Annotated in this window: 13 protein-coding genes; 8 read left to right on the top strand and 5 right to left on the bottom strand. The window is 60.3% G+C overall.

Annotated elements, in window-relative coordinates; all coding sequences use genetic code 11:
- Window positions 1-458: 458 nt before the first annotated feature.
- The 5 genes from ACZZ0B_RS10385 to tpx form a co-directional block, all read right to left on the bottom strand.
- Window positions 459-1,928, bottom strand: a complete 1,470-nt coding sequence (locus ACZZ0B_RS10385; protein ID WP_463545098.1) for an efflux transporter outer membrane subunit — start codon at window positions 1,926-1,928, stop codon at window positions 459-461.
- Entirely contained in the window at window positions 1,925-5,032 is a 3,108-nt protein-coding gene (locus ACZZ0B_RS10380; RefSeq protein WP_008086444.1) for an efflux RND transporter permease subunit, read from the bottom strand. Before ACZZ0B_RS10380 ends, ACZZ0B_RS10385 begins: the two co-directional genes overlap by 4 nt.
- Before the next feature lie 142 nt (window positions 5,033-5,174).
- A complete protein-coding gene (locus tag ACZZ0B_RS10375; RefSeq protein WP_463545097.1) occupies window positions 5,175-8,276 on the bottom strand; it encodes an MdtB/MuxB family multidrug efflux RND transporter permease subunit in 3,102 nt (1,033 codons plus the stop codon).
- Entirely contained in the window at window positions 8,273-9,580 is a 1,308-nt protein-coding gene (locus ACZZ0B_RS10370; RefSeq protein ID WP_008086448.1) for an MdtA/MuxA family multidrug efflux RND transporter periplasmic adaptor subunit, read from the bottom strand. Before ACZZ0B_RS10370 ends, ACZZ0B_RS10375 begins: the two co-directional genes overlap by 4 nt.
- 186 nt (window positions 9,581-9,766) lie before the next feature.
- Window positions 9,767-10,267, bottom strand: a complete 501-nt coding sequence (gene tpx, locus ACZZ0B_RS10365) for a thiol peroxidase (RefSeq protein ID WP_008086450.1) — start codon at window positions 10,265-10,267, stop codon at window positions 9,767-9,769.
- Between the two features lie 351 nt (window positions 10,268-10,618).
- Between tpx and ACZZ0B_RS10360 the strand changes: the two genes are divergently transcribed.
- The 8 genes from ACZZ0B_RS10360 (at window position 10,619) to ACZZ0B_RS10325 (ending at window position 16,747) form a co-directional block, all read left to right on the top strand.
- Window positions 10,619-11,047 carry a YciI family protein gene (locus ACZZ0B_RS10360; RefSeq protein WP_008079293.1) on the top strand — a complete coding sequence of 143 codons (429 nt, stop codon included), beginning with the start codon at window positions 10,619-10,621 and terminating at the stop codon, window positions 11,045-11,047.
- Window positions 11,048-11,322: 275 nt separating this feature from the next.
- The gene (locus ACZZ0B_RS10355) at window positions 11,323-12,114 is read left to right on the top strand and encodes a hypothetical protein (protein WP_463545096.1); all 792 of its coding nucleotides are present in this window, start codon (window positions 11,323-11,325) and stop codon (window positions 12,112-12,114) included.
- A gap of 10 nt (window positions 12,115-12,124) precedes the next feature.
- Complete coding sequence (locus ACZZ0B_RS10350; RefSeq protein WP_463545095.1) at window positions 12,125-12,310, top strand: hypothetical protein; 186 nt, start codon at window positions 12,125-12,127, stop codon at window positions 12,308-12,310.
- A complete protein-coding gene (locus ACZZ0B_RS10345; RefSeq protein WP_440094027.1) occupies window positions 12,310-13,260 on the top strand; it encodes a SphA family protein in 951 nt (316 codons plus the stop codon). The genes ACZZ0B_RS10350 and ACZZ0B_RS10345 overlap by 1 nt, the downstream gene beginning before the upstream one ends.
- A 23-nt stretch (window positions 13,261-13,283) precedes the next feature.
- Window positions 13,284-14,264: an AAA family ATPase gene (locus tag ACZZ0B_RS10340; RefSeq protein WP_440094029.1), complete on the top strand. Its 981-nt coding sequence runs from the start codon at window positions 13,284-13,286 to the stop codon at window positions 14,262-14,264.
- On the top strand, window positions 14,261-15,196 hold the full coding sequence (locus tag ACZZ0B_RS10335; RefSeq protein ID WP_463545094.1) for a DUF58 domain-containing protein: 936 nt from the start codon (window positions 14,261-14,263) through the stop codon (window positions 15,194-15,196). Before ACZZ0B_RS10340 ends, ACZZ0B_RS10335 begins: the two co-directional genes overlap by 4 nt.
- Window positions 15,193-15,768 carry a DUF4381 domain-containing protein gene (locus ACZZ0B_RS10330; RefSeq protein WP_463545093.1) on the top strand — a complete coding sequence of 192 codons (576 nt, stop codon included), beginning with the start codon at window positions 15,193-15,195 and terminating at the stop codon, window positions 15,766-15,768. Before ACZZ0B_RS10335 ends, ACZZ0B_RS10330 begins: the two co-directional genes overlap by 4 nt.
- The gene (locus tag ACZZ0B_RS10325; protein WP_463545092.1) at window positions 15,755-16,747 is read left to right on the top strand and encodes a vWA domain-containing protein; all 993 of its coding nucleotides are present in this window, start codon (window positions 15,755-15,757) and stop codon (window positions 16,745-16,747) included. Before ACZZ0B_RS10330 ends, ACZZ0B_RS10325 begins: the two co-directional genes overlap by 14 nt.

Below are 16,747 nucleotides of genomic sequence, written 5' to 3'. Positions count from 1 at the left end.
CAAGATCAAAGGATCGCAGCCTCGTTTCACTCGACAGCTCCTACATAAGCCACCGCCCTGTAGGAGCTGCCGAAGGCTGCGATCTTTTGACCTTGATTCTTTAACAGGCAAGATCAGAAGATCGCAGCCTCGTTTCACTCGACAGCTCCTACATAAGCCACCGCCCTGTAGGAGCTGCCGAAGGCTGCGATCTTTTGACCTTGATTCTTTAACAAGCAAGATCAAAGGATCGCAGCCTCGTTTCACTCGACAGCTCCTACATAAGCCACCGCCCTGTAGGAGCTGCCGAAGGCTGCGATCTTTTGACCTTGATTCTTTAACAGGCAAGATCAGAGGATCGCAGCCTCGTTTCACTCGACAGCTCCTACATAAGCCACCGCCCTGTAGGAGCTGCCGAAGGCTGCGATCTTTTGATTTTGATCTCGCAGCCTGCGGCAGGTTCTAAAGGGAGGTTATCGTCACTTGGAGTCGCTCACATCCAGTTGCCCGTCCCAACCACCGCCCAATGCGGCGATCAGTTGCACGCTGGCGATCAGGCGGCTCTGCAGGATGTTCAGCACGCTGCGCTCGTTGCTCAATGCCGTGGCTTGCACCACGACCACGTCGATGTAGGCAATCAATCCGGCCTTGTACTGGTTTTCCGTCAGACGCAGCGAATCACGCGCCGCGTCGAGCGCTTCCTGGCGCACCGCCGCTTCGTCTTCATACACCTTGAGCTGCACCAGGTAGTTTTCCACCTCGCGGAAACCATCGAGCACGGTCTGGCGATACTTGGCCACGGTCTGGTCATACACCGCTTCGGTCCTGTCAACCTCCGCCGAACGAATGCCGCCGTCGAACAGCGGCAAGTCCAGCTTGGGCCCGACCGACCAGAAACGGTTGGGCAAACTGATCAAGTCATTTGAGGTACTGCTGCTGTAACCGCCGCTCAGACTCAGCGACAGGTCGGGGTAATACGCCGCTTTCGCCACGCCGATGTTGGCATTGGCCGCAATCACCGAACGCTCGGCCGAGGCGATGTCGGGACGCCGTTCCAACAGCTGCGAAGGCAGACTCAACGGCACTTGTGGCAGGTTGGGAATGTTCTGCGTTTCGGCGATATTGAAATCCGCCGGGGCTTGCCCGGTCAGCACGGCAATCGCGTTCTCGAACTGCGCGCGCTGCCAGATCAGATCGACCAGATCAGCCTGAGTGCTTTTCAGCTGGGTTTGCGCCTGGGCCACCGCGTCTCGCCCGGAAACACCGGCGCGGTACTGGTTCTGTGTCATTTTCAGCGAACGTTCATACGCCGCAACGGTGGCTTCGAGCAGTCGTTTCTGCTGATCGATCACCCGCAATTGCAGGTAGTTCTGCACCAGCTCCGACTGCTGGCTCAGGCGCATCGCCGCCAGATCGGCAAAACTCGCCTGGGCACTGGCCTGATCCGCCTCAAGTCCCCGGCGCAATTTGCCCCAGATATCAGCTTCCCAACTGACGCCCAACTGCGCGTTGTAGGTATCTCGAATCCCGCTCGAGGAACTGCTCAGACTCGAACTGCTGCTGCCAGTGCCCTGACTGGAGCGGGTCTTGCCCACGCTCAGATCGACACTCGGGTAAAACGCCCCGCGCGCACTGCGCACCAGCGCCTGGGCCTGACGAAACTGGGCTTCGGATTGCGCGACGGTCTGGTTGGAGCTGTTGAGTTTCTCGATCAGCCCGTTGAGCTGCTGATCACCGTACAGCTCCCACCAGGCACCACGCGCCAGCGAATCGCTGGGATTGGCCTGACGCCAGCCCTCGGCTTCCTTGTACTGGGCAATTTCAGCGGTTTGCGGGCGCTGGTAGTCCGGGCCGACAGCGCAGGCACTGAGCAACGCCACGCACAGCGACAGGCTCAACAGACGCGAGCCGCGAACAGAGGCCAGATGGATAAGCGAACGGTCAGTCATAGCGGAGTTTCCAGAGCGGCGTCAGTGCGCACGCCACGCCATTTGTTGAAGCGATGGCGCAGCTTGTCGAGATAAAGGTAAACCACGGGTGTGGTGTAGAGCGTCAGCACCTGGCTGAAAATCAGCCCGCCGATAATCGTCAGGCCCAATGGCTGACGCATTTCCGCACCTTCGGCGCGGCCGAGCAGCAACGGCAAGGCGCCGAGAATCGCTGCCAGCGTGGTCATCAGGATCGGGCGCAGTCGTTGCAGGCAGGCACTGCGGATCGATTCCAGCGGGGTCATGCCCTGATGACGCTCCAGTTGCAAGGCGAGGTCGATCATCAGGATGGCGTTTTTCTTCACCACACCGATCAGCAGGAACAGGCCGAGCAATGAAATCAGGCTGAACTCGCCACCCAACGCATAGATCGACAGCAGCGCCCCGACACCTGCCGACGGCAAGGTCGAGAGAATCGTCAGCGGGTGAATATAGCTTTCATACAGCACGCCCAGCACCAGATACACCGCCAGCAGCGCACCGAGGATCATGAACGGCTGACTCTTCTGAGTGGCGGCGAAGGCGTCGGCAGTACCGGCCATTTTCGCAATGACATCTTCCGGCAAGCCGACCTTGGCGATCGCCCGTTCAATGGCCGCGCTGCCCTGCTCTACCGTGACGCCTTCGGCCATGTCGAAGGCAATATCCTCCGAGGCGAACTGGCCTTCGTGGCTGACGCGGTCGTCTTCCAGGCTGTTTTCATAATGCGCGAAGGTCGACAGTGGAATCCGCGCGCCGTCAGCGGTGATCACCTGCACCTGTTTGAGCGTCACCGGGTCCTGGGCGTATTTCGGATTGACCTCCATCACCACCTGGTACTGGTTGAGGCTGTCGTAGATCGTCGAAATCTGCCGCTGGCTGTAAGCGTTGTTCAGCACCGCCGTGACCATGTCCATGTCCACGCCAAGGCGTTTGGCCTGGTCACGGTCGACAATCAACGTCACCTGCTGCGCACCCGCCCCTTCTTTGGCGTCAATGGCGGTCAGTTCGGGCAAGGCCCGAAGCGCGGCCACGACTTTTGGGTACCATTTGCGCAACTCACCCAGATCACCGCTTTGCAGGATGTAACTGTACTGCGACGAAGTCTGCTCGCGGCCACCGCCAAACTGCAGGTCCTGGTCCGCCATCAGCATCAATTGCGCACCGGCGACCTTGGGCATTTCCTTGCGCAGGCGTTCGATGACTTTCTGCGCCGACAGCTGACGTTCCTTGATCGGTTTCAACCGCACCAGCATGAAGGCGTTATTAGTGCCGTTGGTGCCGCCGATGAACCCGGCAACACTTTCCACGGCTTCGTCCTTGAGCACGGCGCGGCGGAAAACCTCCATTTTCGGCTGCATCACGCTGAATGACAAACCGTCATCACCGCGCACAAAACCGATCAATTGGCCGGTGTCCTGCTGCGGCATGAAGGTTTTCGGCACCACGACGTACAGTGCGACGTTCACCCCGACGGTGATCAGCAGACTCAGCAGCGTCAGGCGGCGGTGGCGCAGCACCCAGTCGAGGCTGGTGGCGTATTTGCCGACCATCCAGTCGTTGGTCCGCCGGCTCCAGCGTTGCAGGCGGTTTTCCTGGCCCGGCGTGTGCGGCTTGAGCCAGCGCGCGCAGAGCATCGGTGTCAGCGTCAGGGAAACCACCAGCGACACCACAATCGCGGCAGCCAGCGTGATCGAGAACTCACGGAACAGACTCTCGACAATCCCGCCCATGAACAGGATCGATAAAAACACCGCGACCAGCGACACGTTCATCGACAGCAAGGTGAAGCCGACTTCCTTGGCTCCGAGGTACGCGGCCTGCATCGGTTTGACGCCTTCGTCGATGTGCCGGGAAATGTTCTCCAGCACCACGATGGCGTCGTCGACCACCAACCCGGTAGCGAGAATCAGCGCCATCAGCGACAGGTTGTTCAGCGAGAATCCGTAGAGGTACATCACCGCAAAGGTACCGACCAGCGACACCGGCACGGCAAGCGTCGGAATCAGCGAGGCGCGGAAGTTACCGAGGAACAGGAACACCACCAGGATCACCAGCGCCACGGCAATCAGCAAGGTCATCTCGGCTTCGTGCAGGGTCGCCTTGATCACCGGCGAGCGATCCATCGCCAGATTGAGCTTCACACTGGCTGGCAATACCGCTTGCAGCGCTGGAAGTTGCGCCTTGATCTCGTTGACGGTCTCGATGATGTTGGCACCGGCCTGACGGTTGATCACCAACAAGACGGCCGCGTCATCGTTGAAGAAACCGCTGTTGTAACGGTCTTCGACGCCGTCGCTGACCTTGGCCACATCCTTCAGGCGCAGCGCGGCGCCATCGGCATAGTGGATGATCAGCGATTCGTAATCCTTGGCTTTTTCCAGTTGATCATTGGCCTGAATCTGCCACAACCGCTGGCTGTCTTCGACCGAACCCTTGGGCCGACGTACGTTGGCATCGGCGATAGTCTTGCGTACATCATCGAGCGCCACGCCGTACTGGTTCAGCGCCTGCGGTTCAAGTTCGATACGCACCGCCGGCAGCGAACTGCCGCCGATCTGCACTTCACCGACGCCCTGCACCTGCGACAGGCTCTGCGACAGAATGGTCGAGGCCAGATCGTACAGCTGGCCTTTTTCCAGCACGTCCGAGGTCAGCGACAGCACCATGATCGGTGCTTGCGACGGGTTAACCTTCTTGTAGGTCGGCATGCTGCGCATCCCGCTTGGCAACAGGTTGCGCGAGGCGTTGATCGCGGCCTGCACTTCACGCGCTGCGCCATTGATGTCGCGGTCGAGATCAAATTGCAGGATGACCCGGGTCGAACCCTGGCTGGAACGGCTGCTCATGGTGTTGACGCCGGCAATCGCGCCGAATGAACGTTCCAGCGGCGTCGCCACGGTGGACGCCATGACTTCCGGACTGGCACCGGGCAGGCTCGCCTGCACCACGATCACCGGGAAATCCATTTGCGGCAGCGGCGCCACTGGCAACAAGCCGAAGCTGACACCGCCCAGCAGCATGATTGCGAGGCTCAGGAGCATGGTCGCTACAGGGCGCTTGATGAAAGGACCGGACAGATTCATCGCACGCGATCCCCAGCTTCACCGCACACCCCTGTAGGAGTGAGCCTGCTCGCGATAGCAATTTGTCTGCTCACATAAATGTTGGATGTGCCGGCCTCATCGCGAGCAGGCTCACTCCTACATGGGGAATGCGTGCAGACAGTCATACCGGCGCCTCTTCAGTGTCGGCATTGGTTTTGCCAAAGCGGCGGCCGAGACGGTCGAAATACAGGTAGATCACCGGGGTGGTGAACAGCGTCAGCACTTGGCTCACCAGCAAGCCGCCGACCATCACCAGACCCAACGGTTGACGCAACTCGGCGCCAGAACCGGTGGCCAGCATCAGCGGCACCGCACCGAACAATGCCGCCAGCGTGGTCATCAGGATCGGCCGGAAGCGCAGCAGCGCCGCCTGGTAAATCGCCTGTTCCGGCGCCATGCCCTGGTTGCGCTCAGCATCGAGGGCGAAGTCGATCATCATGATCGCGTTCTTTTTCACAATACCGATCAACAGAATGATGCCGATGATCGCGATCATGCCCAGGTCGTTACCGCTGAGCAGCAACGCCAGCAAGGCGCCAACGGCGGCCGATGGCAACGTCGAAAGAATGGTGATCGGGTGAATGTAACTTTCATAAAGCACGCCGAGCACGATGTACATGGTCACCACGGCGGCCAGAATCAGCAGCAAGGTGCTCGACAGCGAGGCCTGGAACGCCTCGGCGGCGCCCTGGAATTGCGTCTGCACGCCCACCGGCATGCCGATGTCTTTCTGCACCTGTTCGATCACGTCCACCGCATGCCCCAGCGCCACACCCGGCGCAAGGTTGAACGACATCATCACAGCCGGGAACTGGCCGATGTGGGTGATCGCCAGTTGCGCCTGGCGTTCCTCGACGTGGGCCAGACTCGACAGGCGCACCTGCGCGCCGTCCGTGGTCTTGACGTGAATCTGGTCCAGCGCCTGCGGGCCGATCTTCTCACCGGCCTGAGCCTGCAGCACCACGCGGTACTGGCTGGCCTGGGTGTAGATGGTCGAAATCTGCCGTTGGCCGAAAGCGTCGTACAGCGCATCAGTGATGTTCGCCACTGACACACCGAGACGCGAGGCAGCATCACGGTCAATCACCAGATACACCTGCAAACCCTTGTCCTGCAAATCACTGGCCACGTCCGTCAGTTCCGGGCGCTGCGCCAGCGCCTCGACCAGTCGACCGCTCCATTGGCTGAGCAACTCGGAATCCGGCGAAGACATGCTGAACTGATACTGCGTGCGGCTGACACGGTCTTCGATGGTCAGGTCCTGCACCGGCTGCATGAACAGACGGATACCGACCAGTTTGTCGACTTGCGGCTGCAACCGCGCAATGACTTCACTGGCCGTGAGATCGCGATCGCCATGGGGTTTGAGGTTGATCAGCAAGCGGCCGCTGTTGAGCGTCGCATTATCGCCGTCGACACCGATGTAGGACGACAGGCTCTGCACGGCCGGGTCTTCAAGAATGATCTTCGCCAGTGCCTGTTGGCGATCACCCATCGCGGCAAAGGAGATCGATTGCGGCGCCTCGGAAATGCCCTGGATCACGCCGGTGTCTTGCACCGGGAAGAAGCCCTTCGGTACGACCATGTAAAGGAATACGGTCAATGCCAAGGTGCCAATCGCCACCAGCAAGGTCAGGGGCTGGTGTTTCAGCACCCAGCGCAGCATCCGCCCGTACTCGGCAATCATCCAGTCGATCACCGCACCACTGCCGCGATAGAAACGCCCCTGTTCGTGTTCCTCCGGTTCACGCTTGAGCAGACGCGCGCACATCATTGGCGTCAGGGTCAGCGAGACCACCAGGGAAATCAGGATGGCGACGGCCAGGGTAATGGCGAACTCGCGGAACAGGCGCCCGACCACGTCGGCCATGAACAGCAACGGAATCAGTACCGCGATCAGCGACAGGGTCAGCGAGATCAGGGTGAAGCCGATCTGCTTGGCACCTTTCAGCGCCGCCTGCATCGGGCTGTCGCCCTCCTCGATAAATCGGGAGATGTTTTCCAGCATGACGATGGCGTCATCGACCACAAAACCAGTGGCGATGGTCAACGCCATCAGCGTCAGGTTGTTGACCGAGAAGCCGGCCAGGTACATCACCCCGAAGGTGCCGATCAGCGACAAAGGCACGGCCACCGAGGGAATAATCGTCGCACTGGCGCGGCGCAGGAACAGGAACGTGACCATCACCACCAGCGCAATGGCGATCAGCAATTCATGCTGGACGTCAGTAACCGAGGCGCGGATGGTTTGCGTCCGGTCGGTCAACACGGTGACATCGAGACCGGCCGGCAAGTTGTCGGTGATGCTCGGCAGCAACGCCTTGATGCGGTCGACCACTTCAATGACGTTGGCGCCCGGTTGACGCTGAATGTTCAGCAGGACGGCCTGATTCTGGTTGGCCCACGCGGCGAGACGTTCGTTTTCGGCGCCATCGACGATTTCCGCGACATCCTTGAGGCGCAACGGTGCGCCGTTCTTGTAGGCAAGGATCAGATTGGCGTAGTCCTCGGGCGACGTCAGTTGGTCGTTGGCGTCGAGCATCGACACCCGGGTCGGGCCGTCGAAGTTGCCTTTCGGCTGGTTGACGTTGGAGGCACCGATCAGGGTGCGCACATCCGACAGGTTCAGGCTGTTGGCCGCCAGTGCCTCGGGGTTGACCTTGATCCGCACGGCCTGACGCTGGCCGCCGGCAATGCTGACCATGCCGACGCCGCTGATCTGGGCGATTTTCTGCGCCATGCGCGTGTCGACCAGGTCATTGAGCTTGGGTAGCAGCATAGTTTTCGAGGTGATGGCCAGGGTCAGCACCGGGGTGTCGGCCGGGTTGACCTTGTTGTACACCGGCGGTGCCGGCAGATCGCTCGGCAGCAGGTTGGTTGCCGCGTTGATGGCGGCTTGCACCTGTTGCTCGGCGACGTCCATGTTGATGTCGAGGCTGAAACGCAGGGTCAGCACCGAGGCGCCACCGGAACTGGTCGAGGCCATTTGCGTCAGGCCCGGCATCTGCCCGAACTGGCGCTCGAGCGGTGCGGTGACGGCGCTGGTCATCACGTCCGGGCTGGCGCCGGGATACAGGGTCATGACGCGGATGGTCGGGTAATCGACCTGCGGCAACGCCGAAACCGGCAACAGACGGTAAGCGATCAAGCCGGCCAGGACGATGGCCAGCATGCTCAGGGTAGTGGCTACCGGACGGAGGATGAACAGCCGCGAAATTTTCATGCGCCCTTCTTGGCCTTGTCAGTCACTGCCGCGTCCGTCGGGTTGGCGGCCGATTTGCCCTGCAGGTGTTCGGTCGGGGTGGTCGGGACCTGGTTGCTGTCGTTGACCACCTCCACTTCGCTGCCCTCTTTCAAACGGTCAGTGCCCTCGAGCACAACGCGGTCGCCAGCAGCCAGGCCTTCGGTGACCACCGTGTTATTGCCATCGCTGGCGCCGATCTTCAGTTGGCGAATAGTGACTTTCTTGTCGCCGTCCAGCGCGTAGACGAAGGTGCCGTTGGTGCCGAATTGAATGGCCGCGGACGGCGCCAGAATCACGCCCTTGAGGGTGTCTGCCAGCAGGTGCACGTTGACGAACTGATTGGGGAACAGCGACTGATCGCGGTTTTCGTAGCGCGCCTTGAATTTCAGCGTGCCGGTGGCGACATCAATCTGGTTGTCGAGGCTTTGCAGCACGCCGGTCGCTTGCAGTTTGGTATCGCCGCGATCCCACGCTTCGGCCGGCAGTTTCGCGCCGCTGCGGTAGCGGGCGAGTACGGTTTCGAGGCTGTTTTCCGGCAAGGTGAAGGCGACGCTGATCGGTTGGGTCTGGGTGATGACTGCGAGGAACGTGGTGTCATTGGCCGCGACGAGGTTGCCGACGTCGACCTGACGCAGACCGACACGACCGGCAATCGGCGCGCGGATTCGAGTGAATTCGAGATTGAGCTTGGCGTCGTTGACGGCCGCCTGATTGGTTTTCACCGTGCCCAGGTACTGGCCGACCAGCGCTTCGGCGGTGTCCAGGGTCTGCTTGGCGATGCTGTCCTCTTTGAACAGGCCGCGATAACGCTCGACATCGACCTGAGCGTTTTTCAGTTGCGCCTGATTCTGCAGCAAGGTGCCTTCAGCCTGCAGCAAGGCATTCTGGTAAGGACGCGGATCGATCTCGGCGAGCAGGTCGCCGGCCTTGACCATCTGGCCTTCTTCGAAATTGATCTTCACCAGTTCGCCGCCAACGCGGCTGCGCACATTGATGGTATTGAGTGCGGTGACCGTGCCCAGCGCCTTGTAATACAGCGGGAAGTCCCCGGTGACCGCCGGTGCCACGCGCACCGGTATCGGCCCGGCGCCACCGCCGAAGCCCGGCCGCATCATGCCCGAACGCCCGGTATGCCCGGCGGCCGCTTTCTCTCCGCCCTCCTTGTGGGCTGAGCCGGCAGGCCAGAATTTCCAGCACAGGACGGCGATAACCAACAAGACAAGCAGGCTGATCAGCCAGCGACGGGAGTTGCGGGGGGACGATTGCATGGAATGATTAACCATTGGGCGCGTGGGCTTCTTTTACGGGAGGCTGAACGATAAGCACTGGTGGGGAATTAGCAAAGCAGCTTTACCGGCAATTTACCTTCAACTTACGTTTCAAGGTGTGAGGCAAAACACTGATACACAAATGAAAACGGCCTGGACAGGGCCAGGCCGTTAACAATTGTAAACGCGTTGTAGCAGAGCTTACTTCAGTACGGCCAGAGCAGCGTCGTAGTTCGGCTCTTCAGCGATTTCCTTGACCAGTTCGCTGTGCAGGACGTTGTCGTTTTCGTCCAGAACTACCACGGCACGGGCGGTCAGGCCTTTCAGCGGGCCGTCAGCGATGGCCACGCCGTAGTTCTCGATGAACTCGGCGCCGCGCAGGGTCGACAGGTTTTGCACGTTTTCCAGGCCTTCGGCGCCGCAGAAACGCGCTTGGGCGAACGGCAGGTCAGCCGAGATGCACAGCACTACAGTGTTTGCCACTTCGTTGGCCTGAGCGTTGAACTTGCGCACGGAAGTCGCGCAGGTCGGGGTGTCGACGCTTGGGAAGATGTTGAGGACTTTGCGCTTGCCGGCGAAGTCTTTCAGGGTAACGTCGGACAGATTGCCGGCAACCAGGGAAAAGGCTGGCGCCTTGGAACCGGCTTGTGGCAATTGGCCGTTAACTTGAACCGGATTGCCTTTGAGGGTGACTTGAGCCATGACTTCAGTCCTTCTAGTGTTTTGAGTGGAAAGCATGCAAGAGGCCGAAGTTAACCACGAAATTGTCCGACGACCTATGCCCCGCTTGAAAATTGTCGGGCGACAGCACAAAAAATTGTATACAACCCGACACCCCCGTAGGAGCTGCCGAAGGCTGCGATCTTTTGATCTTGGTTTTTAACGACAAGATCAAAAGATCGCAGCCTGCGGCAGCTCCTACATTAATAGTTGCAGCGTGTCGGGTTGAGTTTGTTAAAGCGCAGGTTTGCATCTTTTATTTAGAGAACCTGTCGATTCACCGCTGGCCCGTTCGACTAACCAACGAATCCCACACGCCACGGAGTAACCGCCATGCGATTCATGATCTTTGTCAAAGCCAGCGCCGATTCCGAAGCCGGCATCATGCCCAGCGAACAATTGATTACCGAAATGGGTAATTTCAACGAAGAACTGTCCAAGGCCGGCATTCTGGTCGATTGCGATGGCCTGCACCCCAGCAGCAAAGGCGCCCGCGTACGTTTCTCCGGCGATCAACGCACGGTCATCGACGGCCCCTTTATCGAAACCAAAGAACTGGTCGCCGGCTACTGGATCTGGGAAGTGAAATCGAAAGAAGAAGCCATCGAATGGGTCAAGCGCTGCCCTAACCCGATGCCTGGTACCGAATCCGAAATCGAAATCCGCCAGATATTCTCCGCCGAAGACTTCGGCGCCGAATTCACCCCTGAGGCTCGTGCACAAGAAGAACGCATCCGCGAACAAGCCAAGAAAAACACATGACTTCCCCTGTAGGAGCTGCCGAAGGCTGCGATCTTTTGATCTTTAACAACAGATCAAAAGATCGCAGCCTTCGGCAGCTCCTACAGAGATATTTTTTATGTACACAATTTGATTGTGAATCCGCACACAAAACCAAAGAATTAATCCATTCGACTGGCTAACTCCCGATTAGCTGCTAGCGTCATTCAGACGTGTCCTACAGGCTTGATAAGCAAGGGATTACGCCCTACGGCCGAGAAGTGCCGAGCTGTCCAAAAGCCACCAGGGAATCGGGGATGAAGTGCAATCGAGTGGGGAAGACTCTGTTTCTGGCGAGTTCGCTAGCGGCTGCTTGCTGCGCGCAGGCGGATAACGCCGAGGACTCCAATAAAAGCAACAACCCGCTCAACGTGGCGCCGGGCGCCAATCTGCAGGACTACTACACCCCCAAACTCTACGACAGCAACGCGCACAGCAATGACGTGTTGCTGCGCGGCACCTTGCCGATCGCGCCGAGCGATTTCATCGGCGTGCCGCAACTGGTCCGCGCGACGCTGCCGATCAGCACCCGACCCGATCCGCACAACGGTTACAGCACCGGCATCGGCGATCTCAACCTGTTCGACATCTTCATTCTGAAAACCGAAGGCGTGCAGTTGGGTATCGGCCCGCTGATCACGGCGCCGACCGCCGAACAGGACGAACTTGGCACCGGCAAATGGCAAGGTGGCCTCGCCGCCGTGGCCATCGATTCCTCGCCGCGCGGTCTGCTCGGCGCCCTTGTGCAATATCAAAGCTCCTTCGCTGGCGACAATGACCGCCCGCACGTCGAGAGCGCAACGATGCAGCCGTTCATCATCCATAACCTGGAAAAAGGCTGGTATCTGCGCTCCACCGGCACCTGGACCTTCGACCTGAAAAACGACACCCACTACATCCCGATCGGCCTCGGTGTCGGCAAGGCGTGGAAGGCTGGCAGCAACATTCTCAACGCCTTCGTCGAGCCGCAGTGGACGGTTGACCGCAAGGGCGACGGACTGCCGCAGTTCGTGGTGTACACCGGCATCAACGTGACGTTTGGCAAGTAAGGAAAACTGTATGCGAACAGCCCTCAAAGCCGCCGGCTATGCCCTGATGACGATGTTCGTCAGCTGCGGGGTCGGCGCACAGGATTTCATCCAACGTTCGCCTTCAGTCAGGGCCGACCTCAAGGCAACGCCCGAGCACCAGGTGTTGCCGGCATTCGATTTTTTTGACAGTCAGAACCATAAGCGGAGTGTTTGATGGTCAAGCCTAACGTTGTGCGCCCGTTGCTGGCGCTGTGCATGATCGGCAGTCCTCTGCTTTACGCAGCAGAGGGCGGCGTGGGCCGACCGATTACCGGTCAGCAGGTATTCTCCAATGCCGGCATCGTTCCGCCGGAGCCGGGCTGGGTGACGTCGTTGACCAGCATCTGGTACGACGGCTCGCTCAAGGGCAGCAACGGCGCGCCGATTTCCGGTGCGGTCAGTGGCGGGATCGACATGAAAGTCTCCTACACCATGGCCAACTTCACCCACGTCTGGGACACCGGCAAGGGTCGCTGGAACTACGCCTCTGCGGTGGGCATTCCGGTGCAGTACACCGACATCAAGGCGAACATCACCGGCCCGCGCGGACGCACCCTCGGTGACAGCGATTCCGGCACGCAATTCGCCGACGCGCTGATCACGCCGATTGCCGCCGGTTACCACTTCGATGAACTGAACCACATTTCGCTGTCGCTACCCATCTACGTACCGACCGGCGCCTATAACGATGATCGGCTGGCCAACCCTGGACAGAACAACTACACGTTCATGCCCACCGTGGCGTTCACTCATCTGGATGGCAAGGGTGGCGAGTTCACCTTGTCCAGCGGTCTTGAGTTCTATACCGAAAACGACGCCACGGACTATCGCAACGGCAACATTTTCACCCTCGATGCACTGTGGACCCATGGTTTCGGCGAAGGCTGGAGTGCCGGGGTCGCGGCGGGTTACATCCAGCAAATCACCGATGACAAGGGCCAGACCGCCGACACGTTCAACGGCTATCGCGGGCGCTCGGTCGGTGCCGGCCCGGTGATTGGCTGGGCCGGCAAATTCGCCGACGCCCAGGCCAACATCAGTGCGCGCTGGGTGCCCGAGTTCGACACCAAGAACCGCCCTGAAGGCAACGGCTTCAGCGTCAACCTGACCCTGGCGTTTTTCTAGACCGGACACAAAGGATTGCTGCCATGACTGCTCTTACCGACCTCAACGCCCTGCAAGCCAGCATCGCCGAAGCAGTGCTCGGCCAGGATCAAGTCATCCGGCAGATCCTCCTCGGTCTGTTGGCCAACGGCCATTTGCTGCTGGAGAGTTTGCCGGGGCTGGCCAAGACCCGCACGGTCAAGGCGCTGGCCAAACACCTTGACGCGAAGATGAGCCGCATCCAGTTCACCCCGGATCTGCTGCCGTCGGACATCACCGGTGCCGAGGTGCTGCATCAGGTCGAAGGCAAGAACGAGATCCGCTTCCAGCCCGGCCCGTTGTTTGGCAACTTGATCCTCGCTGACGAAATCAACCGCGCGCCGGCCAAGGTGCAAGCGGCGTTGCTCGAAGCCATGGAGGAGCGGCAGATCACCGTGGCGGGTAACAGTCATGTGCTGCCCGAGTTGTTTATCGTCGTGGCCACGCAGAACCCGATCGAACAGGAAGGCACTTACCCGTTGCCGGAAGCGCAGATGGACCGCTTCCTGATGAAGGTGCTGCTCGATTACCCGAGCGCAGAAAACGAGAGCCAAGTGCTGCGTCTGCTGCGCAACGAAGAGTTCGCCCAAGGCGCCAACACCACGCCCGCCAAGGGCTTCAGCCTGTCGCAGGATGTAATCTTCGCAGCCCGCAAAGAGGTCAGCGCGGTGCATGTGTCACCGGCCATCGACAGCTATCTGATCGACCTGATCAACGCCACCCGCCACCCCGCCGATTACGACGAAGACCTCGGCCGCTGGATTTCAATCGGCGCCAGCCCGCGTGGCGGCATTGGCCTGGACCGTTGTGCGCGCGCCGATGCGTGGTTGCAGGGTCAGGATTTTGTCTCGCCGGACAATGTGCGTGCGGTGGTGCATCCAGTGCTGCGTCATCGCCTGCAACTGAGCTATGACGCGGTGGCCGATGGCGTCAGCGCCGATCAGGTGCTTGATCGCATTCTCGATAAAGTGGCGATTCCGGCATGAACGACGAAGGTCTGGTCTACGTCTCTCTCGCGCAATTGATGGCGCTGGAGTTCAAGGCCCGTGACCTGAGTTTTCTTGCCCGCCAACCACAGGGCAGCATCCTCGCTGGCAACCATGCCTCACGCCTGCGTGGCCGTGGCTTGAACTTCGATGAGCTGCGCCGTTACCAACCGGGCGACGACTTGCGCCATCTCGACTGGCGTGCGTCGCTGCGCACCGGCAAACCGGTGGTGCGCACCTTCACCGAGGAGCGCGACCGCCCCGCGCTGATCGTGGTCGACCAACGCATGTCGATGTTTTTCGGCTCGCAACGCAGTTTCAAATCCGCCGTGGCTGCCGAGTTGGCTGCGCTGGCGGCGTGGATGGTGTTCCATGCCGGCGACCGGGTCGGCGGCCTGGTGTTCAACGATCAACGCATCGACAGCGTCGCCCCGTTGCGCAGCCGCAAACGCGTGGAGGCCTTGCTCAGCCGCATCGCCGAGCAGAACCGTGCACTGAACGCGGGCAGTCCTGACGCTGAGGACGAGGATCAACTCGATAAGGTCTTGCAGCGCTGCCTCGCCCTCGCCGGCCACGATCATTTGATCTGCATCGTCAGCGACTTCGCCGGCGCCGGTGAGCGCACCTTGCAACTGATGCGGCAACTGTCAGCGCACAACGACGTGATCGCCCTGCAAGTCTACGATCCGTTGGCGCTGAAGCTGCCGGACAACGGCCGGCTGCTGGTGACGCAAGGTGAGTTGCAGGTGGAACTGGCCATCGAAAAACGCAACGTGCATCAGCCGCTGGGGGATTTTCTCAGCGGCCGGCTCAAGGACGTCGCCACCCTGCTGCGCCGCAGTCAGGTGCCGTTGATGATGATCAGCACCGCCGAAGAGGCTCATGCGCAATTGCGCACCGAACTCGGCAAGAGCGCCGGAGCACGGCGGTGAATCCGAATATCCCGAGCATCGAGCAACTCAAGGAGTTGGGCCTGCCGACGCCGGTCAGTTATGCGCCGCAGACGTGGGGCTGGTGGGTAGTGCTTGGGGTTTTGATTCTGCTCACGCTGATTATTGCCATCAGTCGCTATCGGCAATGGCAACGGGATCAATATCGGCGTGAAGCACTGGCGAGATTGGCGCAGTTGCGCAGCCGCAGTGATGACCTCAATGCACTGCGTGAACTGCCCGAACTGCTCAAACGCGTCGCCCTCTCGATGCCCACGCCGACCTCATGCAGGAGCTGCCGAAGGCTGCGATCTTTTGCTCTGGCTTTTAAAAAACACAATCAAGAGATCGCAGCCTTCGGCAGCTCCTACAGGGTCGGGGCGTTGGGGAGAGAGGATTGGCAAGCCTTCTTGCAGCAGCACAGCAAAAAGCTTCTACCGGCTGATTTCAGTGCGCAACTGGCGCAACTCGCTTACGCCCCGGACGACGTATTGCGCGCCCTGCCCGCGCCGCAGCGCCAGGCGTTGTTCGACACCTGCCAACACTGGGTGGAGCATCATCATGTGGCAGCTTGATTACCCATGGTTGTTGCTTCTATTGCCGCTGCCCTGGCTGGCGTACCGCTACCTGCCCGCCTACAACGAGGCCCGCAGCGCCGTGCGCGTACCGTTTTTCAATGCCATGAGCCGGGCTGTCGGTGAAGCACCCGGCACTGTCGGCAGTCGACGCAATCACTGGCAATTGCTGTTGAATGTTCTGCTGTGGGCGTTGATTCTGCTGGCCACTGCACGCCCGGTGTTCGTCGAAAAGCCGATCGAACGCCAACAACCGGTGCGCGACCTGATGCTGGCCATCGACATCTCGCAGTCGATGGAAACCGAAGACTTCACCAACGCCAGCGGTGTGAAAATCAATCGCCTGGCGGCGGTCAAAGAAGTCGTGCAAGGCTTCATCGACAAGCGCAAGGACGACCGCCTCGGGCTGATCGTATTCGGCAGCGGCGCCTATTCGCAGGCACCATTGACCCTCGATCATGCCAGCCTGTCGCTGCTTCTGGCAGACACCGGCATCGGCATGGCCGGGCCCAACACCGCGATCGGCGATGCCATCGGCTTGAGTCTGAAGCTGCTGGATCAGGCGCATGAGCAGGAAAAAGTGCTGATCCTGCTCACGGACGGCAACGACACCAGCAGCGCGATCACCCCGGATCACGCCGCCGAAATGGCCGCCAACAAGGGCGTGATCATCCACACCATCGGCATCGGCGATCCGAGCGCATCGGGCGAAGCCAAGGTCAACCTGGCGGGGCTGGAGCAGATTGCCAAGACCACCGGCGGGCAATTCTTCCGCGCCGAAGACCGCACCGCGCTGGATCAGGTCTACAGCACGCTTGATCGGCTGACGCCACATGAGGTGAAAACCCTCAGCCACCAGCCGCAACGGGAACTGTTCTACTGGCCGCTGGGCGCCGCCATGGTGCTGTTGGCGCTGTATCACCTCGGCGCGCTGCTGCGTCCGCGTTTATCGCTCGCGCGTCAACGGCAGGAGGCCTGA

The sequence above is a fragment of the Pseudomonas sp. AC247 genome (genome assembly GCF_979258015.1).
This window is presented reverse-complemented; position numbering and strand designations above follow the sequence as displayed.

Bases quoted from the DNA above. Each gene is read 5' to 3' on its own strand.
- ACZZ0B_RS10385 (WP_463545098.1), bottom strand. From the start codon at position 1,928: ATGACTGACCGTTCGCTTATCCATCTGGCCTCTGTTCGCGGCTCGCGT.
- ACZZ0B_RS10380 (WP_008086444.1), bottom strand. From the start codon at position 5,032: ATGAATCTGTCCGGTCCTTTCATCAAGCGCCCTGTAGCGACCATGCTC.
- ACZZ0B_RS10375 (WP_463545097.1), bottom strand. From the start codon at position 8,276: ATGAAAATTTCGCGGCTGTTCATCCTCCGTCCGGTAGCCACTACCCTG.
- ACZZ0B_RS10370 (WP_008086448.1), bottom strand. From the start codon at position 9,580: ATGGTTAATCATTCCATGCAATCGTCCCCCCGCAACTCCCGTCGCTGG.
- tpx (WP_008086450.1), bottom strand. From the start codon at position 10,267: ATGGCTCAAGTCACCCTCAAAGGCAATCCGGTTCAAGTTAACGGCCAA.
- ACZZ0B_RS10360 (WP_008079293.1), top strand. From the start codon at position 10,619: ATGCGATTCATGATCTTTGTCAAAGCCAGCGCCGATTCCGAAGCCGGC.
- ACZZ0B_RS10355 (WP_463545096.1), top strand. From the start codon at position 11,323: ATGAAGTGCAATCGAGTGGGGAAGACTCTGTTTCTGGCGAGTTCGCTA.
- ACZZ0B_RS10350 (WP_463545095.1), top strand. From the start codon at position 12,125: ATGCGAACAGCCCTCAAAGCCGCCGGCTATGCCCTGATGACGATGTTC.
- ACZZ0B_RS10345 (WP_440094027.1), top strand. From the start codon at position 12,310: ATGGTCAAGCCTAACGTTGTGCGCCCGTTGCTGGCGCTGTGCATGATC.
- ACZZ0B_RS10340 (WP_440094029.1), top strand. From the start codon at position 13,284: ATGACTGCTCTTACCGACCTCAACGCCCTGCAAGCCAGCATCGCCGAA.
- ACZZ0B_RS10335 (WP_463545094.1), top strand. From the start codon at position 14,261: ATGAACGACGAAGGTCTGGTCTACGTCTCTCTCGCGCAATTGATGGCG.
- ACZZ0B_RS10325 (WP_463545092.1), top strand. From the start codon at position 15,755: ATGTGGCAGCTTGATTACCCATGGTTGTTGCTTCTATTGCCGCTGCCC.